The sequence below is a fragment of the Agromyces sp. CCNWLW213 genome, assembly GCF_037199545.1.
Classification (GTDB): Bacteria; Actinomycetota; Actinomycetes; order Actinomycetales; family Microbacteriaceae; genus Agromyces.
This window is the reverse complement of record NZ_JBBBDX010000010.1, coordinates 19,267-43,581: the sequence shown is the minus strand read 5'-3', so window position 1 is coordinate 43,581 and position 24,315 is coordinate 19,267. Positions and strand designations below refer to the sequence as shown.

The following is a 24,315-nucleotide window of genomic DNA, read 5'->3' as shown; positions in this document are numbered from 1 at the left end:
GGCCCCGCCGCTTCCACGCGAAGCCGGGGCCGGGCTCAGCCCTGTTTCCGAACCAGAATCAGAGGAACCTCGCCAGATGAGCACCGCACCCGCCCCCATCCGGGCGAAACAGCGACCGGGTGATCGCGTCTTCTCGCGCTCGGCGGTCTTCGCAGGATCGATGATCCTCGTCACGCTCGCGGCCGTGGCGACCTTCCTCATCGTGCAGAGCGTTCCCGCGCTCTTCGCGAGCGGCGAGGACGCCTCCATCCTCGACTCCGACTTCTGGGCGTACGTCGGGCCCCTCGTGTTCGGCACAGTGTGGGCGGCGGCGCTCGCGCTGCTCATGGCGCTGCCCGTCTCCATCGGCATCGCGCTGTTCATCTCGCACTACGCGCCCCGGCGACTCGCCTCGGTGCTCGGCTACATCGTCGACCTGCTGGCGGCCGTTCCCTCGGTGGTCTTCGGCCTGTGGGGCATCGGGGTGCTCGCCCCCGCGGTGCAGCCGCTCTACTCGTGGCTGGTCGACAACCTCGGCTGGATCCCGCTGTTCTCCGGCCCCGTCTCGGGCACGGGGCGCACCATCCTCACCGCCGCCGTCGTGCTCGCGGTCATGATCATCCCGATCATCACGGCCATCTCGCGCGAGGTCTTCCTGCAGACGCCCGTGCTCCACGAAGAGGCGGCGCTCGCGCTCGGCGCCACCCGCTGGGAGATGATCCGCACCGCGGTGCTGCCCTTCGGCCGCCCCGGCATCATCTCGGCGGCCGTCCTCGGCCTCGGCCGCGCGCTCGGCGAGACGATGGCGGTCGCCATGGTGCTCTCGGCGACCGGCGCCGTCACGTTCCAGCTCCTGACGTCGGTGAACCCGTCCACCATCGCGGCGAACATCGCCCTGAGCTTCCCCGAGGCGTACGGCATCAACGTCAACGTGCTCATCGCCACGGGCCTCATCCTCTTCATCGTCACCTTCGCGGTGAATGCGCTCGCCCGCTGGATCGTGGCGCGACGCAGCGAGTTCTCGGGAGCGAACTGATGACCACGACCATCACCCCGCCGGAACCCCGGGTCGCGACCCCGGTGAGCAACTCGCTCACCGCCGGCAGGCTGCCCAACGGCGCACCCTGGATGATCCTCGCCGCCTCGCTCGTGGTGGGTGGCGGCCTGTTCGCCCTGATCGCGCTGGGCGGGGCGGAGTTCAACTGGGTCGGCGCGCTCATCGTCGCCGCCCTCGTCTACGTCGTCACCATCACGGTCCTCTCGCGCGTCGTCGAGGGCTCCCGCCGCGCGACCGACCGGTTCGTGACGTCCATGGTGACGGGCGCCTTCCTGCTGGCGATGATCCCGCTGATCTCGCTCACCATCACGGTCGTGACGTTCGGGCTCGCGCGATTCGACGCCGAGTTCTTCACCTACTCGATGCGCAGCGTCACGGGCGAGGGCGGCGGGGCGCTGCACGCGATCGTGGGCACGCTGCTCATGACCGGCACCGCGGCGCTCATCTCGATCCCGATCGGGCTCATGACCTCGATCTACCTGGTCGAGTACGGGCGCGGCCGGCTCGCGCGCGGCATCACGTTCCTCGTCGACGTCATGACGGGCATCCCGTCGATCGTCGCGGGCCTGTTCGCCTACGCGCTCTTCGCGATCTTCTGGGGCCCGGGCACCCGGACGGGCATCGCGGGCGCGGTCGCGCTCGCGGTGCTCATGATCCCGGTCGTCGTGCGGTCGAGCGAGGAGATGCTCCGGCTCGTGCCGAACGAGCTCCGCGAGGCGGCCTACGCGCTCGGCGTGCCCAAGTGGCTCACCATCGTGAAGGTCGTGCTGCCGACGTCGATCGCCGGCATCACGACGGGCATCATGCTCTCGATCGCCCGCGTCATCGGCGAGACGGCGCCGCTGCTCATCGCCGCCGGCTTCACCAACAGCATGAACTACGACCTCACCGAGGGTCGAATGCAGTCGCTTCCCGTGTTCGTGTACACCCAGTACGCGAACCAGGGCACGCCGGCGTCCGCCTACCTCGACCGCGCCTGGGCCGCCGCGCTCACGCTCATCCTCATCGTCATGGCGCTGAACCTCGTCGCCCGACTCGTCGCACGCTTCTTCGCCCCGAAGTTCGGGCGCTGACCCCAGAACCCCAGTAAGGAAACCCGTGTCCAAGCGCATCGAGGTCCGCGACCTCAACGTCTACTACTCGAAGTTCCTCGCCGTCGAGGGCGTCACCCTCGAGATCGAGCCGCGCAGCGTGACGGCCTTCATCGGCCCGTCGGGCTGCGGCAAGTCCACGTTCCTCCGCACGCTCAACCGCATGCACGAGGTCATCCCGGGCGCCCGCGTCGAGGGCGAGGTGCTGATCGACGGCAACAACCTCTACGACGCGGACGTCGACCCCGTGCTGGTCCGCCGGCAGGTCGGCATGGTCTTCCAGCGTCCGAACCCGTTCCCGACGATGTCGATCAAGGAGAACGTGCTCGCGGGCGTCAAGCTCAACAACAAGCGCATCTCCAGGTCGGACGCCGACGACCTCGTCGAGAAGTCCCTGCGCGGCGCGAACCTGTGGAACGAGGTCAAGGACCGCCTCGATCGCCCCGGATCGGGCCTCTCGGGCGGCCAGCAGCAGCGACTGTGCATCGCCCGTGCCATCGCGGTCTCGCCCGAGGTGATCCTCATGGACGAGCCGTGCTCGGCGCTCGACCCGATCTCGACGCTCGCCATCGAGGACCTCATCGAGGAGCTCAAGCAGGAGTACACGATCGTGATCGTGACCCACAACATGCAGCAGGCGTCGCGCGTGTCCGACCGGACCGCGTTCTTCAACATCGCCGGGACGGGCAAGCCCGGCAAGCTCATCGAGTACGACGACACCACGACGATCTTCTCGAACCCCGCGCAGAAGGCGACCGAGGACTACGTGTCGGGTCGATTCGGCTGATCCGCCCGTCCGCACTCGCGACGGCCCGTCCCCGCCGGGGCGGGCCGTCGTCGTTCCGGGCGGGACGTCGTCGTCCGGGGCGTCGTCAGTCGCGCGGCGAGAGCAGGTAGGCGTTCAGCTCCGCGGTCGCGTCGGCGTCGAGCGCCATGGGCGCGAAGTCCAGTTCCACGATCGGCGCGGCCATGCGCACGCTCGAGACGAGCCACGCGGCATCCGCTGCCCGCAGCCGGTCGACGGTGAGGTCGCGGTACTCGGCGGTCCGCCCGGTGGCCTCGAGGTGCGCGAAGACGCTGCGCTGGGTGGTGCCGTGCAGGATGCCGGCCGCGGGCGGCGGCGTGACGTACGTGTCGCCGAGGCGCGCGATCACGCTCGAGGTCGGCCCTTCGAGCACGTAGCCGTCGGACGACACGTAGATCGCGTCATCCGCCCCCCGGCGCTTCGCCTCGCGGAGCGCGGCCATGTTGCCCGCGTAGCTCAGCGTCTTGGCGCCGAGCAGCAGCCAGGGAGCGCGTTCGCCGACGCCGTGCGCCACGCCGCGGTCGAGCGTGACGACGCGGATGCCGCGCTGGCGCGCCGCAGCGAAGTCGGCGCCGGGCGTGACGTGCACCCAGGCGGTGGGCTTGGGGCCGGGCTCCACCCCGCGGCTGACCGCGAGCTTGAGGGCGTACTCGCCCCGGGCGGGGACCCGCCCGGCGGCGCGCGCGATGACGAGCCGCCACTGCTCGAGGTTCGGCTCGGGCAGTTCGCTCAGCCGGGCGGAGTTCGCGAGCCGCGCCAGGTGCGGCTCGACCTCCTGGGTGTGGCCGTCGACGATCGCCAGGGTCTCGAACACGCCGTCGCCCCGGTGGGGAGCCAGGTCGTTCACCGCCAGCGCGCCGGCGCCCGCCTCGATCTCGCGGAAGGACGCCTCGAAGAACTCCGGGGACGCATCGGTCGGCAGTGGATCGACGAGGAACGTGACGGTGTCGGCCATCCTCCGATGCTACGCCGCACGGCGCCGCACCCGCCGGGCGATCCCAGTGGGCAGCGAAAGTGGCCGGCCGCAGAACGCCTCTCGGCGCGAGGCCGCTCGAAGCGGCGAGATTTGGAGCCCGGGGTTACTGCGACCGGCCACGACAAGTGTAAACGAGGCCGCCCCGGGGACTATTCCGCCGGGCCGGATCCCGGTGCGGGCCGGGCGTGTCGGCCGCGCGCCCGCGCGGGCTCGGCCGCGCGCACGATTCAGTCGAGGCTGTCGTGCCGCCACAGGCGTGCGCAGGCCGTGAGCTCCTCGGCGAGCGACGACAGCCGGAGCGCGCGCCGCGTGAGGATCCCCGGCCGCTCAGGGTGCACGGCGTCCGCGGCATCCGCATCGTCGGCGAGGCTCGTGAACCCGGTCGAGGCGACGCGTCCGAACGCGGCGGCCCGGTCGAGCGCCGCGGCGAAGTCGCCGGAGAACACGCCGCGGAGGATCACGTCGGCCAGTTCGCGCATCTCGGCAGGCCCCGCGGGCGTCGGGGCGCCCGCGACCACCTGGTCGATCGTGCGGGACACCTCGGTGCCGCGCTGGAACGCGAGGCTCACGCCCGCGGCGTCCTGCCGGATCATCGTGCGGAGCAGGTAGATGCGCCACAGCGCGCCCGGGAGGCTCTTCGGCGACGCCTGCGACCACAGCTCGGCGATCGCGTCGATGCCGTGCTCGTCGGTGTACGACACCAACCGGGAGACCACCTCGGGGTCGGGGTCCGCGCGCACGCGGGACAGCACCGCCGCCGCGGTGTCATGCGCGACGCGGCTCACCTGCGCCGGGTCCTCCGCGCCGAGGAAGCCCTCGAAGTTGCGCGGCGGGAAGCGGGTGGGGCGGTGGAAATCTGCGGTCATCGCGGGCCACGATACCGCCGCGGACTGCGAGTGGGCCGGATTCCGCCGTCCGCGGAATCGGCGCTCGTCCTCCGGATTCGAGGAACGTCACCTCGGCTTCCACCCGGCGTCCGGATGACCGAACGCCGGTCCTCCCCGTGCGTCGGCAGGTGATCTCAGGGCGCGTTCGGGTGGGCCGGTCGAGATGTGGCGCGGCCGGGGACCGGGTCGACTGTTAGTGTGGATCCGCCCCCATAGCTCAGTTGGTTAGAGCAACGGACTTCAACAGAAAACAGGAGCGTCGGCGCCGAAATGCGCCGAATGAACGCCGCTATATGCTGGAACACCCTGAGAGCCCGAGGTACTCGCCGAACGGCAGTGACAATCCGAGGGATTGGGCAATCAGCAGGTAACCGAGAGGGAACCTCAGAGACTATACGCGGCGCACCTGACCGGCTCGGCCGAAGGTGGTGAGATAGTCCAGACTGCAAGCCGCGCAGGCGGTGGCTGGGGAGACCCAGTGCAGCAGGTTAATCCGTGGGTCGAGAGTTCGAGCCTCTCTGGGGGCACCATCGCGGTGGATCGCCCTGCTCACGGCGCGAGCAACGGCGGCTCGGTCACGCCGAACTCGTGCCGCAGGGCGCTGCCCGCCGCGTGCCATCCGGCCAGGCCGTGCACGCCCGGTCCGGGCGGGGTCGACGACGACGCGAGGTACACCCCCGAGAGCGGCGTGCGCCACGGTTCGGGCGAGATCACCGGACGACGCACGAGCTGCAGCAGCGAGGGGGCGCCGGCCGCGATGTCGCCGCGGACGTAGTTCGCGTTGTCGGCCTCGAGCTCCATCGCCGAGCGCGCCGACGAGGCGAGCACCACGTCGCGGAACCCGGGCGCGAAGCGCTCGATCTGCCGGGTGACCGCCTCGGTGGGATCCACGGTGGACCCGGCGGGCACGTGCGTGTACGTCCACAGCGTGTGGCGGCCGTCCGGGCCCCGCGTCGGGTCGACGATCGACGGCTGCGACACGAGCACGTAGGGCGATCCCGGATGCCGCCCGCGGGCCACCTCGCGCTCCCCCGCCGCGATCTCGGCGCGCGTGCCGCCGACGTGCACCGTGCCGGCCTCGGCGAGCGCCGGGTCGGCCCACGGCACCGGCCCCGAGAGGGCGAAGTCGACCTTCGCGGCCGCATTGCCGTACCGGAACCGCCGGAGCGCCCTGCGGTACCGGTCGGGGAGACGATCCCCGGCGATGCGATCGAGCGAGCGCGGCGTCACGTCGAGCAGCACGGCGCGCGCGGCGGGAAGGGCCGCGAGGTCGTCGATCGCGGCATCCGTCACCACCTCGCCGCCGTGCGCCCGGAGGTCGGCGACCATGGCGTCGACGATCGCGCCGCTGCCGCCCACGGGGATGGGCCAGCCGCGTGCGTGGGCGAGCGCAGTCAGCACGAGCCCGGCCCCGGCGGTCGCGAGGGAGGGCATCGGCCGGATCGCGTGGGCGGCGACGCCGGTCAGCATCGCGGGCGCGACCTCCTCGCGGAACCGCGCGTTCCACGCGTGCGAGCCCTGCTCGAGCACGGCGAGCCCGAAGCGCAGCGCGACGAGGGGATGCCGCGGCACGCGCATGAGCGACGAGCCCACGAACTCCATGAGCGCGTCGGCGTGTTCCGCGAGGCCGCGCAGGAGCCTCGCGTAGGCGCGTCCGTCGCGCCCCAGCCCGTCGGCGGTGCGGTCGAGGTCGCGCCAGGCGAGGCCGGCTCGGCCCCCGTCGAGCGGATGGCCGTAGGAGACGGGCGGAAGGCGGAGCTCGACGCGGTGCTCGAGTCCGAACTCGCGGAAGAACGGCGAGGCGAGCGCCATGGGGTGCACCGCCGAGCACACGTCGTGGCGGAACCCGGGCAGCGTGAGCTCCTCGGTCCGGGCCCCTCCACCGGGAGTCGGCGCGGCCTCGTACACGCGCACGGACAGCCCGGCGCGCGCGAGCGTGACCGCCGCGGCGAGGCCGTTCGGCCCGGCCCCGACGACGACCGCGTCGACGGCGTCGCTCATCGGCCCTCCCAGCGGCCCTCGGCGAGGTACGCGAGCCGGCGCAGCGTCTCGGTGTTCCGGGCGTGCAGGATCGGCTGCCTGATGAACGACGGGAGGAGCCTCGCGGGACCCCCCGCCGGCTCCTCGAAGATGCGCACGAGGCAACCGCCGGGCACCGGCTTCGCCTCGATCGCGACGGCGGCCTCGCCGATCGGCCGGCCCTTCGCGCGGAACACCGCCCGCCGCGGCGGATCCCACTCGCGGCACTCCGTGACGTCGTCGAGGTACACCGGCCAGATGCCCGCGGAGTGGTGGAGGCGACTGCCCGGCTCGGGCCACCGCCGGTCGACGTCGCGCATGCGCATCGCCCCCACGACCCACACCGGATAGAGCCAGCCCTCGGCCAGCACGTCGAAGACGGCCTCGGGCGGGCACGCGAGCCGTCGGACGTTGCGGGACATCGGTCCTCCCCGGCCGCGGCGCACGGGCGCCCGGCCTGCTCCGATGCTATGGCGCGCTCACCGGTGGAGGGCAACCCCTCGACGGATGCCGCGAACCGGGTACCGCCTGGCGGGGCGGTGGCCGCATCGGCCTCATCGCCCCGCCACGGCAGCCCCACCCCCATGGTTTCCCCTGCCGCAACCTGGATCGCGGTGCACTGAGCGTACGCGCCGGACCCGCGAACGTGACACACCCTCGAACTGGGGGTGGACTGGCGTCCGGATCGTGCAACAATCCGCCCTGCGTCGGGGAGCCCGAGCGGTCGCGCCGGGCCCGCGCTCCCGCGGGCGCTCAGCCGACGATACGGCGGAACGCGCCCATGAGCGCGACCCGCTCGGCCGAGTCCCGCGCGAGCGGCGTGACGGTGAGCGTCGTGACGCCCGCCGCGGCGAACGCCGCGACGCGCTCGGCGACCTCGGCGGGCGAGCCGATGAGCGAGATCGCGCGGACCAGCTCGTCCGGCACCGCGGCGACCGCCTCGTCCCTGCGCCCGGCGAGGTAGAGGTCCTGGATGGTCGCGGCCTCGTCCGCGTACCCGTAGCTCGCGACGAGGTCGTTGTAGAAGTTCTTGCCGCGCGCGCCCATGCCGCCGACGTAGAGCGCGAGGTTCGGCTTCACGGCCGCGATGGCGGCGGCCGCGGCATCCGCTCGGTCGGTGATCGCGAGGGCCGGGCTCGCGAACACGTCGAGCTCCGCGAGCTCGGGAGCGCGCTTGGCCCGGCCCGCCTGGAGCGCGTCGCCCCAGACCTCGCCGGCGCGCTCGGGGTGGAAGAACATGGGCAGCCAGCCGTCGGCGATCTCGGCCGTCTGCTCGACCGACTTCGCGCCGAGCGAGGCGACCGTGATCGGGATGCGCTCGCGGACCGGGTGGTTGATGAGCTTCAGCGGCTTGCCGAGGCCCGTGCCCTCGCCCTCGGGCAGCGGGATGCGGTAGTGGCGGCCGGCGTGCACGACGGGCTCGCGCCGCCAGGTCATGCGGCACACGTCGATGATCTCGCGCGTGCGCCCGAGCGGCGCGTCGTACTTCACGCCGTGGAAGCCCTCGATCACCTGCGGCCCCGAGGCGCCGATGCCGAGCTCGAACCGGCCGTCGGACACGAAGTCGAGTCCGGCCGCCGTCATCGCCGTGAGGGTCGGCGTCCGCGTGTAGAGCTGCAGGATGCCGCTCATGAGGGTCATGCGCGACGTGCGCGCCGCGAGGAACCCGAGCTGGCTGACCGCGTCGAACGAGTACGCCTCGGGCACGGCGACGAGGTCGACGCCGGCGGCCTCGAGTTCGGCGACCTCGTCCGCGACCTCGCGGAAGCCTCCGGCGTAGTTCAGGAACATGCCGACGCGCATGCGTCACTCCTCGTCGTCGTGGGGTGGTCGGGTCGTGCCGCGGGTGGGGGCGCGGCCATCACGACCCTAGCCGACGGCGGACGGATGCCGCGGCGCCCCCGATCCCCCGAGGGCCGCCGCGGCATCCGGGTCTCAGGTCTCGAACGCGACGATCGGATCGCTCGTGGGCGCCTCGGACCCGCCGGCCGGCTCGACCGTGATGCCGACGAGCAGGCCCGGCTCGAACTCGCCCTCGAGCACGACGTACGCGGCACCGCCGTCGGGGTCGAAGAGGCCGGCGGGCGTCGCGTCGAGCTCCTCGCCCGACGCGTCGATGTACCAGAGCTCGTAGGTGCGGTCGTCGCCGACCTCGGGCAGGCGCTCGGCACGGATGGCGGAACGCCCCAGTTGCTCGGACCACACGAGCGTGACCTCGCCGCCGCCGGCGGCCTCGACGGTCGTGGTCTGCGCGTCGTCGGCCGCGGCGATCGTCTCGACCTGGCGTTGCGCGCCCCAGCCGGCCGGGCCGGTCCAGTTCAGCCCGACCACGGCGCCGGCGATGAGCAGCACGGCCGCCGCCGCGGAGGCCAGGATCGCGCCGGGGCGCTGGAACCAGCGCCGGCGCGCGGCCCGTTCGGCGGGCCCGGCACCGACGGGCGCCATGGCCTCGGCGGGCGTCGCCGCCGGAGCGGGCGCGACGGGCGCGAGGGACGTGGCCGGCTGGGGCAGCAGGGATTCGACCGGCGCCGACGCCGCCGGCGCGGACTCGGCCGGCGCGGCATCCGCGGACGCGACGTCGTCACGATCGGCACCCGCGGCACCGACCTGCGGGCCACCGACACGCGGCCCAGCGACCTGGGGCGCATCGTCGAGGCGGGCGAGGATCGACGCCTTGAGCGATGTCGGCGGCGCGACCGGCGCCGCCTCGTCGGCGAGCCCGGCGGCGGCCTCGCGATAGGCGTCGACCTCGGCCCGCGCCTCGGGCGAGGCGGCCAGGTGGCGTTCGACGACCTCGCGCTCCTCATCGGAGACGGCGTCGAGCGCGTACGCGGCGAGGAGCTCGTCGGGGCCCACGGGGTCTCGACGGCCGGGGAGCTCGGGCTCGGTCATGCGGTCACCCCCAGCAGTCGGCGCAGACGGATCATGCCGTCGCGCAATCGGGTCTTCACGGTTCCGAGCGGGACGCCCAGCCGCTCGGCGATCTCGGACTGGGTCAGCCCGCCGTAGTACGCGAGTGCGACGCACTCGCGCTGCAGGTCGCTGAGCGCCGCGAGCGCCTCCCGGGCCCGTTCGTGCTCGATGCGCACCTCGGCCGACTCCGCGACGGTGTCGACGGGTACGTCGAGGTCGCGAGCGCCCACGCGGAGGTCGCGGTCGCGCGCGGACTGCGCCGACCGCACGCGATCCACGGCGCGCCGATGCGCGAGCGTGAACATCCACGAGATCGCCGAACCGCGGTCGCGATCGAACCGGGGCGCGGTCTGCCAGATCTCGAGGTACACGTCCTGCGTCACCTCCTCGGCCTGGGCGGGATCGACGACGAGCCGCCGGACGAGCCCGAACACCCTCGCCGAGGTGCGGTCGTAGAGCGCACCGAACGCAGCACGGTCACCGGCGCCGGTCGCGACGAGCAGGTCGTCGACGGTCGGGTCGGATGCCGCGACCTCGGGCTGCGCGTCCACCACGCGTTCCAGCATGGCAGACCGGGCGGCACGCCGTCGCACCGGGAGCGGTGCGACGAGCGCCGGGGCCAGTGCGACGGTCATCGGATGCTCCTGCGTTCGGGGGTCTCGCAGGTGATTCGTCGCCGGCGCCCGACGGGATTGCCCGCGGCGCGGGTTCAGCCGCCCGCGTCCGCGGCGTCCGGTCCGGTGACGCAGTTCCAGAGCGGCCAGCGCCCGGGCACGCCCTTGAGCTCGTGCTCTCCCGCGGCCTCGAAGACGAAGGGGAAGCCGACGAGCAGCGTGCGGACGGTGTCGCTCACGAGGATCCGGCCGGGCTGGGCGCGCGCACAGATCCGCGCTGCGGCGTGCACCGCCAGTCCGACGAGGTCGTCGCCGCGGATGATCAGCTCGCCGGCGTGGACGCCGACGCGCAGGTCGAGCCCGAGGGCCGCGGCCGAGTCGATGGCCTGCGCGGCGAAGTGCAGCGCCGAGGAGGGCAGCGGGAAGGTCGCGACGATCCCGTCGCCGGTCGTGTTCGCCTCGGTGCCGGAGAAGCGCGCGATCGAGCGTCGCAGCGCCTCGTCGTGCGAGGCGAGGATGCTGCGCCACGCCTCGTCTCCGGTGCGGGCGAGCTCGGCGGTCGAGTCCACGATGTCGGTGAAGACGGTGGTGAGCACGTCGCGACGCCCGCCGCTGCGGGAGCCCGTGAGGAACTCCTCCATCTCGTCGACGAGCGCACCGTCCGGCAGGATCGCCGGCAGGACCGACGACCGGCTGACCAGCTGCAGCCGCCCGCTCGGGAGGGTGTCGGCGAGCCAGCGCATCGCCGCCTCGTCGAACGCCTCGAGCGCGGTGTCGTGCAGGACGAGGACCGGCGCTCGAACGTCGGCCAGATAGGGCCGGATGTCGACCCGCGCCATCGACTCGGCCAGCCGCCGCGCCGAAGTGGGCGTCGCCGACATGCCCTCGTAGCGCTCCCACCACGCGACGAGCCGCTCGGCGCCCTCGGATCGCCAGAACTGCCGGACGACGCGGCCGCGTCCCCACTCGGACGGCTCGAGCCCGTCCATGAGGCTCCCGATCCACCCCTCGTCGAGGGACCAGGGGAAGTCGGCGTCGGCGTGGCCCACGGCGAGCGCCTCGTAGGTGATCACGGCCTCGATGCGGTCCGGATGCCGCGCCGCGGCCACGAGCGCGGTCGCACCGCCGTCGAACCATCCGATCAACGAGGCTCGCCGGCTGCCGGCCGCGTCGAGGATCGCGACGAGGTCGTCCGCGTGGTCCTCCACGGACGCGTCGAGGCCTCCGCGGTCGGAGAGCCCGGTTCCCCGCTTGTCGAACAGGATCACCCTCGCGTCGAGCGCCTGCAGCCGCTCGATGAACTCGAGGTGCTCGGGCAGCTCGCAGAACACGTCGACGTTCGAGATGAACGCGAAGACGAGCACGATGTCGCGGTCGCCCTCGCCGAACACCTTGTAGGCGAGGTCGACGCCGTCCCGCACGGCGTACCGCGTGGGCGGGATCACCGTCGGGCTCCGCCGTCGGAGCGCCTGCTGGCCACGGGATCACTGTAGACCCGGGCGAGGCGACGGGCGACGGATGCCGCGGCATCCGCTCGGCCACGGCGCCGCGCCGCGACCGGTCAGATGCCGCCCGGGGTGTCCTCGCCGGTCGCGAGCCGGCGCCGGTGCTCGAGGTTCCGCCGGACGCGCTTCACGATGAACGCGGCCACGGCCGCGACCACCCCGACGATCACGAGCACCTGGAACGCGTCGGCCCACGGTTCGACGACGTCCCAGTTCTCGCCGAGGAAGTAGCCCGCCATGACGAACACGGTGTTCCAGATGAGGCTGCCCGTGGTCGTGAGCACGAGGAACAGCGCCACGTTCATGCGCGTCACGCCCGCGGGCACCGAGATGAGGCTGCGGAACAGCGGGATCATGCGGCCGAAGAAGACCGCCTTCTTCCCGTGATCGAGGAACCACTGCTCGGTCCGGTCGACGTCGGCGACGTCGACGAGCGGCATCGCCTTGATGATCGCTCTCGTGCGCTCCCGGCCCAGGACGCGCCCGATCGCGTACAGCGCCGACGCGCCGAGCACCGACCCCAGCGTGGTCCAGAACAGCACCTCGACGAGCGTGAACGAGCCCTGGCTCGCGGTGAAGCCGGCGAGCGGGAGGATCACCTCGCTCGGCAGCGGCGGGAACAGGTTCTCGATCGCGATCGCGAGTCCGGCGCCGGGGGCGCCGAGGGTCTCCATGAGGTCGACGGCCCACGCGGCGAGGCCGGTGAGCTCGGGTTCTGCGGCGGCGATGGGGGTCGTCGTCATGGGTTCGAGCGTATGGGATGCGCGTGGGTGCTCCCTGACCGCGGCCGCCGGGGGCACGGCGTCCGCTCGCCGACACGCCCGGGGGAACCGCGACCAAACCGCGGCGCCGGCCGCGACGAATCCCCCATGACGGCCCCGAGGGGCGGGCCGCACACCGAAGGAGAAGACCGATGCGAACCACGTTCCGCTCGCAGCGCACCACGCTCGCCGCATTCTCGATCGTGGCCGTCGCCGCGCTCGGCCTGGCCGGATGCAGCGCCGGCTCGACCGACGAACCGGCCGCCGACGACGAGACGACCATGTCCGAGGAGCCCATGGAGACCGAGGAGGAGACCATGGCGGATCCCGCTGCGAACCTCGTCGGCCCCGGCTGCGCGGGCTATGCCGAGCAGGTCCCGGACGGCGCGGGCTCCGTCGAGGGCATGGCCCAGGACCCGGTGGCCGTCGCCGCCTCGAACAACCCGCTGCTGACGACCCTCGTCTCCGCGGTGTCGGGTGAGCTCAACCCCGACGTGAACCTCGTCGACACGCTCAACGGCGACGAGTTCACCGTGTTCGCCCCGGTCGACGACGCGTTCGCGAAGATCGACGCGGCGACCATCGAGACGCTGAAGACCGACAGCGAGCTGCTCACCTCGATCCTCACGTACCACGTGGTGCCCGGCCAGCTCGCCCCCGAGGAGGTCGTCGGCACGCAGACGACCGTCCAGGGCGGCACCGTCGAGGTGACCGGCTCGGGCGACGAGCTCATGGTCAACGACGCGAGCGTCATCTGCGGCGGGGTCATGACGGCCAACGCGACCGTCTACCTCGTCGACTCGGTGCTGCTCCCCCAGTAGTCGGCATCGTCGCGGACGATCGCGCACGCTGCACGATCCGAAGGCGCCCGGGCACCGCCCGGGCGCCTTCAGCGCGTTCCGAGGCGGGTGCGGGACCCTTGAGGTTCCCCGGGACGAACGGAGGCGGAGTGGGCTGGAGCATCATCCTCGACGTCGTGCTCGCACTCGTCCTCGTCGGGGCGCTCGTGCACGGATGGCGCGCCGGACTGCTGCACACCGCGGCCGGCCTGCTCGGGCTCGTCGCGGGCGGCATCGCGGCGTACTTCGCGATGCCGTGGATCGTCTCCTTCATCCCGGCACCGGAATGGCGTGCGCCCGTCGCGATCGCCGTCGCCGTCCTGCTCCTCGTCGCGGGCGCCTCGCTCGGCGCGGCGCTCGGTCGCGCGCTTCGGCACGGTGCCGATTCCGTCAGGCTCGGCCCGCTCGACCGCGTGCTCGGCGCGATCGGGAACACCATGGTCACGGCCTTCGTGATCGCGCTCGTCGGCGCCGGGGTCTCGTCGATGGGCGTGCCGGTCGTGTCGCCCGCGGTCGCGAACTCGTGGGTGGTGCGCGGGATCGACCAGATCACGCCGCAGCCGGCCCGCTCGCTCATGGCCGAGCTCCGGGGCGCGGCCGTGGGCGAGGCGATCCCGTGGCTGGTCGGGGTGCTCGACGGTCCGTCGGTCGCGCCCGAGCTGCCCACGGGCGGGGTCGACGATCCCGAGCTGTCGGCGGCCGCGGCATCCGTCGTGCGCATCACCGGACTCGCGTTCGAGTGCGGCGGCAACCTCACGGGGTCGGGCTTCGTCGTCGCCGAGGACCGCGTCGTCACCAACGCGCACGTCGTGGCCGGCGTGGACGACCCCATCGTGCACGCGCCCGGGCGGAATCCCGTGGCGGGCCGCGTCGTGGCGTTCGACCCCGAGAACGACCTCGCCCTGATCGCCGCGGACGGGCTGGGCGTGACGCCGCTCGGACTCGCGGAGTCGCCGGCCGCCGAGGAGGACGTCGCGGTGGCCGGCTACCCGTTCGGCGGACCGCTCGAGCTGCGCCCGGCGCGCGTCATGGCGACCGGCCCGCTCACCATCTCGGTCGACGGCACGACCGCGTCGCGCGAGGTCGTGACGCTCGCGGCCGACGTCGACCAGGGCAACTCCGGCGGTCCGGTGCTGACGGGCGACGGGCTCGTCGGCGGGGTCGTGTTCGCGAAGTCGCAGACCGTCGACAATGTCGGCTTCGCCGTGACGGTGGGCACGCTGACGCCGCTCGCCGAGCAGGCTCCGTCCCTCAGCGCTCGGGTCGACTCCGGCAGCTGCGTCGGATGACGCAGGCCACCGCTACTCGGCGGTGAAGCCGGCGAAGCGGATGCCCCAGCTGATCTCCCACTGCTCGCCCGGGTCGAGCCACCGCACGCCCTTGCCCGAGTTGAACGCCTCGGCGGGAGCGGTCATCGGCTCGACGGCGATGGCCTTCGACTCGCCCGGGTAGGCGTCGGTCGTGAACACCTGGACGTACGCGAACTCGTCGTCGGCCCAGACCGAGACGGACCGCCCGTCGGGCGCCGTGAGCGTGTGCTCGACCGTGCCGTCGACCGACGACAGCTCGCCGAACGCGTCGTCGAGCTGCACGTCGCCGACGCGGCGCCCCTCGCGGAAGTCCCACTGCGTGCCGTCGACGGAGATCTCGCCGGTCGGCAGCAGCCGGTCGTCGACCTCGATGTGGCTGGCCGCGTCGAGGCGGAGGACGAGGTCCTCCGTCGGGACGCCGCCGATCTTGAGGAACGGGTGGGTGCCCACCGCCACGGGCGCCGACTCGCCGCCCAGGTTCTCGAGGAAGTGCGTGACCTTCAGGCCGTCGGACACGAGCTCGTACCGGACCGCGGTGCGCACCGTGAAGGGGTAGCCCATCTGCGGATGGATGGTGGCTGCGAGCGTCACGGAGTCGCGGTCCTGCTCGACCGGCATGTACTCGGTGTACCGCAGGAGCCCGTGGATGGCGTTGCTGCGCGCCGGCTCGGTGATCGCGAGCTGGTAGGTGGTGCCCTCGTGGGTCCACGCGCCGTCGCGGATGCGGTTCGGCCACGGCACGAGCACGATCCCGGAGCCCGACGGCGGCGTCTCGTCCTCGCCGTACGACGGCACGAGGTCGATGCCGTTGATCGTCAGCGTGCGCAGGCCCGCGGCGACGGCCGTGACGGTCGCTCGGACGTCGCCGGTGGACGTGGTGGTCTCGAGTTCGAACTGCTCGCCCGTCGGGTGGGTCATGCCCTCCACCTTATGACCGGTCGGGCTCGCGGGCGACGAGCACGTCGAGGCCCGCGTCGCGCAGCTCGCCGAGGAGCACGGCGGGCGCCGCGGCATCCGTGACGAGGGTGTCGAAGGCGTCGACCGCGGCGACGCGGCCGAGGTGCACCTCGCCGAGCTTCGACGCGTCGGCGACGACGACCGCGCGCTGCGCGCGGTGCAGCATGAGCGCCTTGACCGACGCCTCGGGGAGGTTCGCATTGGTGACGCCGTGGCGCGCGTCGACGCCGTTGCAGCCGATGAATGCGAGGTCGACGTGCACCTCGTCGAGCACGGACGCGGCGAGCGGGTGCACGAGCGAGTGCTGGCGCGGCCGCAGCGTGCCACCCGTCACGACGACGGTGAACCGCGGGATCTCGGGCTCGAGCTCGAGCGCGATCGAGAGGCCGTTCGTGAAGATCGTGAGGTCGTCGAGGTCGTTGCGGGCGCGCAGGGCCCGGGCGACCTGCAGCGTCGTCGTGCCGACGTCGAGGATCACGCTCTGCCCGCTGCGCACGAGCGCCGCGGCTCGCCTGCCGATGAGGCGCTTCGGCACGACCGACGCCTCGAGCGCCTCTTCGAAGGTCGGCTCGCGATCGGGACGAGGGTGGTCGGGTCCCGCGCCGACGGGCACGGCGCCGCCGTGCACGCGGCGCACGCGACCCTCGCGCTCGAGGACGTCGAGGTCGGCGCGCGCCGTGACGGGCGTGACCCCGAACGACTCGCTGAGCTCGACGACGCGCACGAAACCGCGCTCGAGGACGAGGTCGGCGGCGAGCGTGCGCCGGTGTGCGGCGTCGCGCTGCGGGCGTTCGGGCTCCATGCCGTCCATCCTCGCGGGCGTCATCCGACTTTGCAATACGAAACCACCTTGTTTCCCAAACGAAGATCGCGTACTGTGTCGGCGTGCAGCAGACCGAACCCGGCATCCTCGACCCGCGCATCGCCGTGCGACGCTCGACGCTCGCCGACGGGCGCGAGCTCATCTACTTCGACGACGCCGACACCGTGCTCGGCGCCGAGCGCGCCGTCGACGCACGAGCGCTCGATCCGCGGCCCGCGACCGCCGAGATGCGGCAGGATCCGCTCACCGGCGATTGGATCTCGGTTGCTGCATCACGTCAGAACCGGGCCTTCCTGCCCCCGGCCGAGGCCGACCCGCTCGCGCCGCAGACCGAGACGAATCCCTCCGAGATCCCGAGCACGTACGACGTCGCCGTGTTCGAGAACCGGTCGCCGTCGTTCGGGCCCGCGCTGCCCGAGTGGGGCGCGTCGACGGATGCCGCGGCGGCCGCGCTCGCCGATCTCCGCGCCGTCGGACTCGACCGCACCCGCCCCTCGCACGGCCGGTGCGAGGTCGTGTGCTTCAGCCCCGAGCACGAGGGGTCGTTCGGCACGCAGACGCCCTCCCGCGCCCGCACCGTCATCGAGGCGTGGGCGCACCGCACCGCTGCGCTCTCGACGCTGCCCGGCGTGCAGCAGGTCTTCCCGTTCGAGAACCGAGGTCGTGACATCGGGGTCACCCTCCCCCACCCCCACGGTCAGATCTACGCCTACCCCTACGTGACCCCGCGCACCGAGCGGCTGCTCGCCTCGATCGACGCGTACGGTCCGACGCTGCAGGCCGACATCCTCGACCGCGAGCGGGGCGGCGACCGCGTGCTCATCGCCGGCGAGCACTGGACGGCGTTCGTGCCCTTCGCCGCGCGGTGGCCCGTCGAGGTGCACCTCATGCCGCACCGGCACGTTCCCGACCTCGCCGCGACCGACGAGGCCGAGCGCGCCGAGCTCGCGACCCTCTACCTGCGCCTGCTGCGCGGAGTCGACCGGCTCTACGACACCCCGACGCCCTACATCGCCGCGTGGCACCAGGCACCCGTGCACGAGCGGCGCGACGAGGTCCGCCTCACCATGCAGCTCACGAGCCCGCGCCGCGCCGCAGACCGCCTGAAGTACCTCGCCGGGTCCGAGGCGGCGATGGGCGCCTGGATCGGCGACGTCCCGCCGGAGACGCAGGCGCGGGCCCTGCGCGACGCGATCGAAGGAGTCGAACTGTGACCGACGCCGTGGCATCCGCCCAGGACCTCTTCGCCGAGCAGTACGGCCGCCGCCCCGTCGGGGTCTGGTCGGCCCCCGGTCGCGTCAACCTCATCGGCGAGCACACCGACTACAACGACGGGTTCGTCTTCCCCTTCGCCATCGACCGCCGCACGACCGTCGCCCTCGGCGACCGCGACGACCGGCTCGTGCGCGTCGCGTCGTCGTTCTCGCCCGAGACGGTCGAGGTGCACCTCGACGAGCTGTCTCCCGACGCGGTGTCCGGGTGGGCCGCGTACCCGCTCGGCGTCGTGTGGGCGTTCGGCGAGTTCGGCGCCGACCTCGCCCACGTGCGCGGCGTCGACCTCCACATCGACTCCGACGTGCCCGTGGGCGCCGGCCTGTCCTCCTCGGCGGCGATCGAGTGCGCCGTCGCCGTCGCCCTGAACGAGCACTGGGCGCTCGGCTTCGACCGGCCGACGCTCGCGAAGGTCGGCCGGCTCGCCGAGAACCGCGTCGTCGGCGCTCCGACCGGCATCATGGACCAGTCCGCGTCGCTCCTCGGCTCGACCGACGCGGGCGTCTTCCTCGACTGCCGGAGCCTCGACTCCGACGTGATCCCGCTCGGCTTCGCCGAAGCCGGCCTGTCGCTGCTCGTCGTCGACACGCGCGTGAGCCACTCGCATGCGACCGGCGGCTACGCCGCGCGGCGCGCCTCGTGCGAGGCCGGCGCCCGGGCGCTCGGCGCCGAGTCGCTGCGCGATGTGCGGGTCGACGACCTGTCCCGCGCGCACGAGCTGCTGGACGACGAGACCTTCCGGCGGGTCCGGCACGTCGTGACCGAGAACCAGCGCGTGCTCGACACGGTGCGCACCCTCCGCGAGCAGGGTCCCGGGGCGATCGGGCCGCTGCTCGACGCCTCGCACGCGTCGATGCGCGACGACTTCGAGATCTCGGTGCCCGAACTCGACCTCGCCGTCGAGACCGCGCAGGCGAACGGCGCCGTCGGCGCCCGCATGACCGGCGGCGGGTTCGGCGGCGCGGCGATCGCCCTCGTGATCGACGACCTCGTGCCCGTGATCACGCGCAAGGTGCAGGAGGCGTTCGCGGAGCGCCGGTTCCGCGAGCCCGCGGTCTTCACGGTCCATGCCGCGCAGGGCGCCCGCCGCGACGCGTAGACCACCCGGCGCGATGCGTCGGGCTCAGCCCCGCGCGTGCCACTCCTCGGCGAGGATCCCGTACGTGCAGCCGTCGATCCAGCCGAGCTCGGCGTGCCACGAGTCGCGGACCCCGTACTGCTCGCGACGCATGCCGAGCTTCTCCATGACCCGCCAGGATGCCGCGTTGTCGGCGTAGCATCCGGCCGTCACGCGGTGCAGGCCCAGCTCGCCGAACGCGAGGTCGAGCATCGCGCCCGCGATGGCCGTCGCGTAGCCCTTCCCGGCGTGGGCCGGGTCGACGAGGTAGCCGAGGACCCCCTCCGCCCCGCGCCAGGCGTCGCCGTCGAACTGGCCGAGTCCGTCGTGCACCTCGAGCGACCCGGTGCCGACGACCATCCCGTCGAGGTCGGCCACCGCGGAGTGGTCGCGCGGATCGTCGGCGACGCCGAGCCACGCGGCGCGGAAGGCCTCGGGATCGACCGTCGTGCGGAGCAGCCAGCGGGTGACCTCGGGGCGGTTCCGCCAGGTCAGGATGTCGTCGATCGCCTCGTTCGTCGGCCGACGCAGCATGAGCGGACCGGCCGGGCGCGGCCAGGTCACCTCGGGCGCGGTCACGCCTCCGCCCGGTCATCGGCCGCGGCGGATCCGGGCTCGACCGGCGTCGGCGTGCCGCCCGTGATGCGGACGAGCTCGTCGTACGTGGTCGGGAACACCGTCCTGGCGTGCCCGGCGGCCGCCCACACCTCGTCGTAGGCCGCGAGGTCGACGTCGACGAACGTGGGAACGGGCGACGGGTGCCCGACGGGCGCGACGCCGCCGATCACCTGCCCGGTCGCCGCCTTCACGACGTCCTTCGACGCGCGGCCGATGCGGCCGCCGAGACGCTCGCCCAGCCACTCGGTGTCGACGCGGTGCGCCCCGGAGGTCAGCACGAGGATCGGCTCGTCGTCGAGCGTGAACACGAGGGAGTTCGCGATCTGGCCCACCTCGACGCCGAGTGCGTCGGCGGCGAGCTGCGCCGTCGTCACGGCGTCGCCGAACCACACCACGCGTGGCTCGACGCCGCAGGCCTCGAGGGCGGCGACCACACGGTCGACGGCGGCGTGCGAGGGCGCAGTCTGCTCGGCGGACATGGGTCGATCCTACGAGGGGATGCCGCGGCATCCGCCACTGGGCGCTGCCCGCCGGGCCCCGGCTGGCGTAGGGTGCGATCGTGACCGACGCCGCGCCCGACCCGAGGCCCGAGCCGCCGCCCGGCCGAGCGACGCACGCCCGCCTCGCCCGCCGTCTCGGGCTCCGCGACGCGGTCGCGATCGGGCTCGCCGCGATGATCGGCGCCGGGGTGTTCGCGGTGTGGGGTCCGGCCGCGCAGGCGGCGGGCGGCTGGCTGCTCGCGGGACTCGCGATCGCCGCGTTCGTGGCGTTCGCGAACGCGGGCTCGACCGCCCAGCTCGCGGTGCGCTCCCCCGAGGCGGGCGGCGCCTACCGGTACGGCCGGGAGCGGCTCGGCGCGTGGCCGGGCTTCCTCGCCGGCTGGGGGTTCGTCGTCGGCAAGACCGCGAGCTGCGCCGCGATGGCCCTCACCGCGGCCGCCTACCTCGTGCCCGATCCGTGGCAGAAGCCGGTCGCGGCCGTGGCGGTCGCGGTGCTCGTGGGCGTCAACGTGCTCGGCGTCACGCGCACGGCGCGCGTGGCGACCGTGATCGCGGTGGCGGTCATCGCCGTGCTGGTGCTCGTGGTCGTTGCGGGGGCCGCGAGCGTGACCGGGGCGGGCTGGGGCGCGGGCGCCCCGTCCGGCGACGGGGCCGCGGGGCCGACCGGTCCCGCCGCGGGCGTCACGCCGTACGGGGTGCTGCAGGCGGCCGCGCTGATCTTCTTCGCGTTCGCCGGCTACGCGCGGATCGCGACCCTCGGCGAGGAGGTGCGCGAGCCGCGGCGCACCATCCCGCGCGCGATCGGCATCGCGTTCGCCATCGTCGTGGTCGTCTACGCCGCGGTGGGCGCGGCGGCGCTGGGCGCCCTCGGACCTGCGTCGCTCGCCGAGTCGACCGCGCCCCTCGTGGACGTCGTCGACGCCGCCGGATGGCGCTGGGCCGACCCCGTCGTCCGCGCCGCCGCGGGCGTCGCCGCGCTCGGATCGCTGCTCGCGCTCATCGCCGGCATCGGCCGCACGAGCCTCGCGATGGCCCGCGACGGCGAGCTGCCGCATCCGCTCACGCGCGTGCACGCCCGATTCGGCGTGCCGCACGTCGCCGAGCTGGCCGTCGGCGCCGCGGTGATCGTGCTGGTCCTCGTCGCCGACCTGCGCGGCGCGATCGGGTTCTCGTCGTTCGGGGTGCTCGTCTACTACCTGGTCGCGAACTGGTCGGCCCTCACCCAGCCCGCCGCGGAGCGCCTGGTGCCGCGGTGGGTGTCGTGGGCGGGCGCGATCGGATGCGTCGTGCTCGTCGCGACGCTCCCGCTCGTGTCGATCGCGGCCGGCCTCGCCGTGTTCGCCGTCGGGGCGACGGTGCGCGCCATCCGCCTCCGCCTCGCCGGTCGGGGCACGCGGTCGTGATCCTCCGGACTCCCTGAACCGCGCCCGCGACGCCCCTGAGGCTGCGGAATAGGCTGGGCGGCATGATCGCCGACCCGTCCGCCCGCATCCTGACCATCGCCGACGTGCCCGCGCCGCACGTCGACGAGACCGCGTTCGTCGCACCCGGCGCCGTGATCGTGGGCCAGGTGCGCCTCGCCGCTCGGTCGAGCGTCTGGTACACGGCCGTGCTCCGCGCCGAGGCCGAGCCGATCGCGCTCGGCGAGCGGTCGAACCTGCAGGACGGCGTGGTCTGCCACGTCGACTCCGGCTTCCCCGTGACGATCGGCGCCGGCGTCTCGGTCGGTCACCGCGCCGTGCTGCACGGCTGCACGGTCGAGGACGACTGCCTCATCGGCATGAGCGCGACGATCCTGAACGGCGCGGTCATCGGCGCGGGCTCGCTCGTGGCGGCCGGCGCGGTCGTGCTGGAGGGCACGGTCGTGCCGCCGGGGTCGCTCGTCGCGGGGGTGCCCGCGAAGGTGCGGCGCGAGCTCACGCCCGAGGAGCAGGCGGGCATCCGTCGCAACGCCGAGGCGTACCTGGCCCACGTCGACCGGCACACGGCGCCCGTCGATTGATCAGGCGCGCGAGTCGGCGCCGACCCGCTCGTCGAGTCCCGGCGTGCGAGAGGTCCGAGCGGCGGATGCCGCGGTGCCGGCGCGCGGCGCGAACGCGACAGGCTCGGCCGGCGCCGTGGCATCCGCGGCCCCGAGCCATCGCGCGAGCAGCCGACGCACGCGGCGGACGCGCCGCACGACCGCGCGCACCGGAACCCCGACGCCCCAGGCCAGCGCGCCCGCGGCCGACCGGTCGTGCCCGCCGAGCACGCGGCGGCGCTCGAACGCGGCGCGCAGTGCCCCGCCCCACAGGTCGTGCCGACGCTCGAGTGGCGGGAGCGCCACGATCTCGCGCGCTTCGACGAACGCCGTGAGGCGGCGGACCCAGTCCGACTCGTGCGGCTCGTGGAAGTAGTTGTCCGCGAGCCACCCGGCATGCGCGTGCCGGAAACGGCCGGCGACGAGGTCGGCGGTCGATCCGAAGACGCCGGCGCCCGCGAACACGGTGTTGATCATCGCCGGCGAGACGCCGAAGTCGTCGATCAGCAGGACCGGGAGGTCGAGCGCGATGGCCTCGAGCGCCGCGGTCGAGCTGACCGTGACGAGCGCCGCAGCGCGCCCGAGGTGCGCGGCCATGGGTCCGTCCTCGACGACGAGGTTGACCGGCACGCGGCCGAGGTCGGCGAGCAGGTCGGCGTACTCGTGCTCCTCGGCGTGCGTCTGTGCCTCGCCCCGGCGGGCGCGCACCTTCACGACGACGCGGTGCTCGGGGCGCCGGCGGGCGAGCTCGGCGAGCGCGGCCAGCACCGTCAGGCGGTCGTCGCGCTCGGCCGGCACCTTCGCCTGCGCGGCGAAGACCAGGTCGGTCCGGTCGGCCACGCGCCCGCGCGGCTCGGCGGCCCTGAGGAACGGGAGGGTCGCGAGCCCGAAGTCGGGGTCGATGCCGAGCTCCCGCGCGTTGGCCTCGAACTCGCGGACCTCGCGGCGGCTGTGCAGCACGACGAGGTCGGTCTGCTCGCGGTAGACCACCGCCTTCGGCACGGCCGGGATCGTCAGTCCCGGGAAGCCGCTGACGAGCACCGGACGGTCCGGGCGCGCGGCGAGCCGCGGGGCCACGACGCGCACGAAGGGCCCGCGGAGCGAGAGCAGCACGGCCTGCGGGTCGAACGCGTCGAGTTCGGCATCGAGCTCGTCGAGGTGGCGCACGTGCGCGGCATCCGACGTGAACGCCGTGCCCGCGAGGGCGTCGGCGAGCTGCCGGGGGCTCGGCTGCACGGGCGACGCGATCACGACGAGGCGGGTGCGCCATCCGGCCGGAAGCGTCGAGGCGAGCGCCGCCCCCCACTTCACGTACGAGTCGGAGTCGGCGACGACGAGCAGGCGGCGGCCAGCGGCATCCGCCGGACCGCCCGTCGTCACGCGAGCACCCGGCGGAGCTTGGCCTTCGGCGCCTCCTCGCCCGGATGGACCCGCTTGACGCCGTCGCCCAGGGCGTCGCCGATGATGCGGATGTCGCGCACGAGGTGCTCGAGGCCCTGCGGTTCGAGCGACGCCGAGTGGTCGGACCCCCACATCGTTCGGTCGAGCGTGATGTGCCGTTCGACCGCGACGGCGCCGAGCGCGACGGCCGCGAGGGAGATCTGCAGGCCGCGCTCGTGGCCCGAGTAGCCGATCGGCACGCCCGGATACCGCCGCTTCAGCGCCGGGATCATGAGCAGGTTCGCCTCCTCGGGCGGCATCGGGTAGCTCGACGTCGCGTGCAGGATCACGAGGTTCTCGGTGCCGAGCACGCTCACCGCGCGGTCGATCTCCTCGAGCGTCGACATGCCGGTCGAGAGGACGACGGGCTTCCCGGTGTCGCGCACGGCCTCGAGCAGCTCGACGTCGGTGACCGACGCCGACGCGATCTTGTGCGCGACGACCCCGTACGACTCGAGGTCGGCGACCGCGGGCGCGTCCCACGGCGAGGCGAACCAGTCGAGCCCGAGCAGCGACGCATGGTCGGCGATCGCGGCGTACTCGTCGCGCCCGAACTCGACGCGCTGACGGTACTCGAGATAGGTCATGGTGCCCCAGGGCGTGTCGCGGGGCGTGAGCTTCATGTGCTCGGGAGTGGAGAGGTCGGGGGTGCGCTTCTGGAACTTCACCGCCTGCGCGCCGGCGTCCGCCGCGACCTCGATGAGCCGCTTGGCGACCTCCACGTCGCCGTTGTGGTTCAGGCCGATCTCGGCGATGACGTAGACGGGCTCGTATTCGCCGATGGCGGCGTGGCCGATGCGCACGGACATGCA

At 73.4% G+C, this 24,315-nt stretch carries 24 protein-coding genes; 9 read left to right on the top strand and 15 right to left on the bottom strand.

The genetic code is table 11. The annotated features are described in order from the left end of the window. Window positions 1–76: 76 nt before the first annotated feature. The 3 genes from pstC to pstB are packed head-to-tail and all read left to right on the top strand — an operon-like array spanning window position 77 to window position 2,914. The gene (pstC, locus tag WBQ80_RS15595) at window positions 77–1,015 is read left to right on the top strand and encodes a phosphate ABC transporter permease subunit PstC (protein ID WP_336572502.1); all 939 of its coding nucleotides are present in this window, start codon (window positions 77–79) and stop codon (window positions 1,013–1,015) included. Continuing rightward, window positions 1,015–2,109 (top strand): phosphate ABC transporter permease PstA, encoded by a 1,095-nt coding sequence (gene pstA, locus WBQ80_RS15590; RefSeq protein WP_336572503.1) that lies wholly within the window; start codon window positions 1,015–1,017, stop codon window positions 2,107–2,109. Before pstC ends, pstA begins: the two co-directional genes overlap by 1 nt. Before the next feature lie 25 nt (window positions 2,110–2,134). Further along, entirely contained in the window at window positions 2,135–2,914 is a 780-nt protein-coding gene (gene pstB / locus WBQ80_RS15585; RefSeq protein WP_336572504.1) for a phosphate ABC transporter ATP-binding protein PstB, read from the top strand. 85 nt (window positions 2,915–2,999) lie between these two features. On the opposite strand, the gene WBQ80_RS15580 is transcribed toward pstB, so the two are convergent. The 9 genes from WBQ80_RS15580 to WBQ80_RS15540 form a co-directional block, all read right to left on the bottom strand. After that, window positions 3,000–3,887: an aminodeoxychorismate lyase gene (locus WBQ80_RS15580; protein WP_336572505.1), complete on the bottom strand. Its 888-nt coding sequence runs from the start codon at window positions 3,885–3,887 to the stop codon at window positions 3,000–3,002. A gap of 248 nt (window positions 3,888–4,135) precedes the next feature. Then, window positions 4,136–4,774 carry a DNA-directed RNA polymerase subunit beta gene (locus WBQ80_RS15575; RefSeq protein ID WP_336572506.1) on the bottom strand — a complete coding sequence of 213 codons (639 nt, stop codon included), beginning with the start codon at window positions 4,772–4,774 and terminating at the stop codon, window positions 4,136–4,138. 570 nt (window positions 4,775–5,344) lie between these two features. After that, window positions 5,345–6,796 carry a phytoene desaturase family protein gene (locus tag WBQ80_RS15570; protein ID WP_336572507.1) on the bottom strand — a complete coding sequence of 484 codons (1,452 nt, stop codon included), beginning with the start codon at window positions 6,794–6,796 and terminating at the stop codon, window positions 5,345–5,347. Continuing rightward, on the bottom strand, window positions 6,793–7,236 hold the full coding sequence (locus tag WBQ80_RS15565; RefSeq protein WP_336572508.1) for an SRPBCC family protein: 444 nt from the start codon (window positions 7,234–7,236) through the stop codon (window positions 6,793–6,795). Before WBQ80_RS15565 ends, WBQ80_RS15570 begins: the two co-directional genes overlap by 4 nt. Before the next feature lie 331 nt (window positions 7,237–7,567). Continuing rightward, on the bottom strand, window positions 7,568–8,617 hold the full coding sequence (locus tag WBQ80_RS15560) for an LLM class F420-dependent oxidoreductase (RefSeq protein ID WP_336572509.1): 1,050 nt from the start codon (window positions 8,615–8,617) through the stop codon (window positions 7,568–7,570). Between the two features lie 132 nt (window positions 8,618–8,749). Next, window positions 8,750–9,706: an anti-sigma factor domain-containing protein gene (locus WBQ80_RS15555; RefSeq protein WP_336572510.1), complete on the bottom strand. Its 957-nt coding sequence runs from the start codon at window positions 9,704–9,706 to the stop codon at window positions 8,750–8,752. Then, window positions 9,703–10,293, bottom strand: a complete 591-nt coding sequence (gene sigK, locus WBQ80_RS15550) for an ECF RNA polymerase sigma factor SigK (RefSeq protein ID WP_336572529.1) — start codon at window positions 10,291–10,293, stop codon at window positions 9,703–9,705. Before sigK ends, WBQ80_RS15555 begins: the two co-directional genes overlap by 4 nt. A gap of 143 nt (window positions 10,294–10,436) precedes the next feature. Continuing rightward, on the bottom strand, window positions 10,437–11,786 hold the full coding sequence (locus tag WBQ80_RS15545) for an adenylate/guanylate cyclase domain-containing protein (RefSeq protein ID WP_336572511.1): 1,350 nt from the start codon (window positions 11,784–11,786) through the stop codon (window positions 10,437–10,439). 116 nt (window positions 11,787–11,902) lie between these two features. Further along, entirely contained in the window at window positions 11,903–12,589 is a 687-nt protein-coding gene (locus WBQ80_RS15540; RefSeq protein ID WP_336572512.1) for a DedA family protein, read from the bottom strand. A 170-nt stretch (window positions 12,590–12,759) separates the two neighbouring features. Between WBQ80_RS15540 and WBQ80_RS15535 the strand changes: the two genes are divergently transcribed. Further along, window positions 12,760–13,428, top strand: a complete 669-nt coding sequence (locus WBQ80_RS15535; RefSeq protein WP_336572513.1) for a fasciclin domain-containing protein — start codon at window positions 12,760–12,762, stop codon at window positions 13,426–13,428. A 128-nt stretch (window positions 13,429–13,556) separates the two neighbouring features. Then, window positions 13,557–14,735: a MarP family serine protease gene (locus WBQ80_RS15530; protein WP_336572514.1), complete on the top strand. Its 1,179-nt coding sequence runs from the start codon at window positions 13,557–13,559 to the stop codon at window positions 14,733–14,735. A 12-nt stretch (window positions 14,736–14,747) separates the two neighbouring features. Here the strand turns inward: WBQ80_RS15530 and WBQ80_RS15525 are convergent, their stop codons facing one another. Then, window positions 14,748–15,674 (bottom strand): aldose 1-epimerase family protein, encoded by a 927-nt coding sequence (locus WBQ80_RS15525; protein ID WP_336572515.1) that lies wholly within the window; start codon window positions 15,672–15,674, stop codon window positions 14,748–14,750. A gap of 10 nt (window positions 15,675–15,684) precedes the next feature. Further along, window positions 15,685–16,515, bottom strand: a complete 831-nt coding sequence (locus tag WBQ80_RS15520; RefSeq protein WP_336572516.1) for a DeoR/GlpR family DNA-binding transcription regulator — start codon at window positions 16,513–16,515, stop codon at window positions 15,685–15,687. An 83-nt stretch (window positions 16,516–16,598) separates the two neighbouring features. Here WBQ80_RS15520 and galT point away from each other — a divergent pair, with 83 nt between their 5' ends. Then, the gene (galT, locus tag WBQ80_RS15515) at window positions 16,599–17,750 is read left to right on the top strand and encodes a galactose-1-phosphate uridylyltransferase (protein WP_336572517.1); all 1,152 of its coding nucleotides are present in this window, start codon (window positions 16,599–16,601) and stop codon (window positions 17,748–17,750) included. Then, window positions 17,747–18,907: a galactokinase gene (gene galK, locus WBQ80_RS15510; RefSeq protein WP_336572518.1), complete on the top strand. Its 1,161-nt coding sequence runs from the start codon at window positions 17,747–17,749 to the stop codon at window positions 18,905–18,907. Before galT ends, galK begins: the two co-directional genes overlap by 4 nt. Before the next feature lie 24 nt (window positions 18,908–18,931). On the opposite strand, the gene WBQ80_RS15505 is transcribed toward galK, so the two are convergent. Both WBQ80_RS15505 and WBQ80_RS15500 read right to left on the bottom strand, forming a co-directional pair. Continuing rightward, window positions 18,932–19,504 carry a GNAT family N-acetyltransferase gene (locus tag WBQ80_RS15505; protein WP_336572519.1) on the bottom strand — a complete coding sequence of 191 codons (573 nt, stop codon included), beginning with the start codon at window positions 19,502–19,504 and terminating at the stop codon, window positions 18,932–18,934. Beyond that, window positions 19,501–20,022, bottom strand: a complete 522-nt coding sequence (locus WBQ80_RS15500) for a YbaK/EbsC family protein (RefSeq protein WP_336572520.1) — start codon at window positions 20,020–20,022, stop codon at window positions 19,501–19,503. The genes WBQ80_RS15505 and WBQ80_RS15500 overlap by 4 nt, the downstream gene beginning before the upstream one ends. Window positions 20,023–20,102: 80 nt before the next feature. Here WBQ80_RS15500 and WBQ80_RS15495 point away from each other — a divergent pair, with 80 nt between their 5' ends. Together WBQ80_RS15495 and WBQ80_RS15490 are read left to right on the top strand one after the other, a co-directional pair. After that, window positions 20,103–21,446, top strand: a complete 1,344-nt coding sequence (locus tag WBQ80_RS15495; RefSeq protein WP_336572521.1) for an APC family permease — start codon at window positions 20,103–20,105, stop codon at window positions 21,444–21,446. Between the two features lie 62 nt (window positions 21,447–21,508). Next, window positions 21,509–22,045: a gamma carbonic anhydrase family protein gene (locus WBQ80_RS15490; RefSeq protein ID WP_336572522.1), complete on the top strand. Its 537-nt coding sequence runs from the start codon at window positions 21,509–21,511 to the stop codon at window positions 22,043–22,045. Here WBQ80_RS15490 and WBQ80_RS15485 read toward each other — a convergent pair whose 3' ends face one another. After that, on the bottom strand, window positions 22,046–23,443 hold the full coding sequence (locus WBQ80_RS15485) for a DUF6716 putative glycosyltransferase (RefSeq protein WP_336572523.1): 1,398 nt from the start codon (window positions 23,441–23,443) through the stop codon (window positions 22,046–22,048). Next, window positions 23,440–24,312 (bottom strand): N-acetylneuraminate synthase family protein, encoded by an 873-nt coding sequence (locus WBQ80_RS15480; RefSeq protein WP_336572524.1) that lies wholly within the window; start codon window positions 24,310–24,312, stop codon window positions 23,440–23,442. Before WBQ80_RS15480 ends, WBQ80_RS15485 begins: the two co-directional genes overlap by 4 nt. Window positions 24,313–24,315 lie beyond the last annotated feature (3 nt).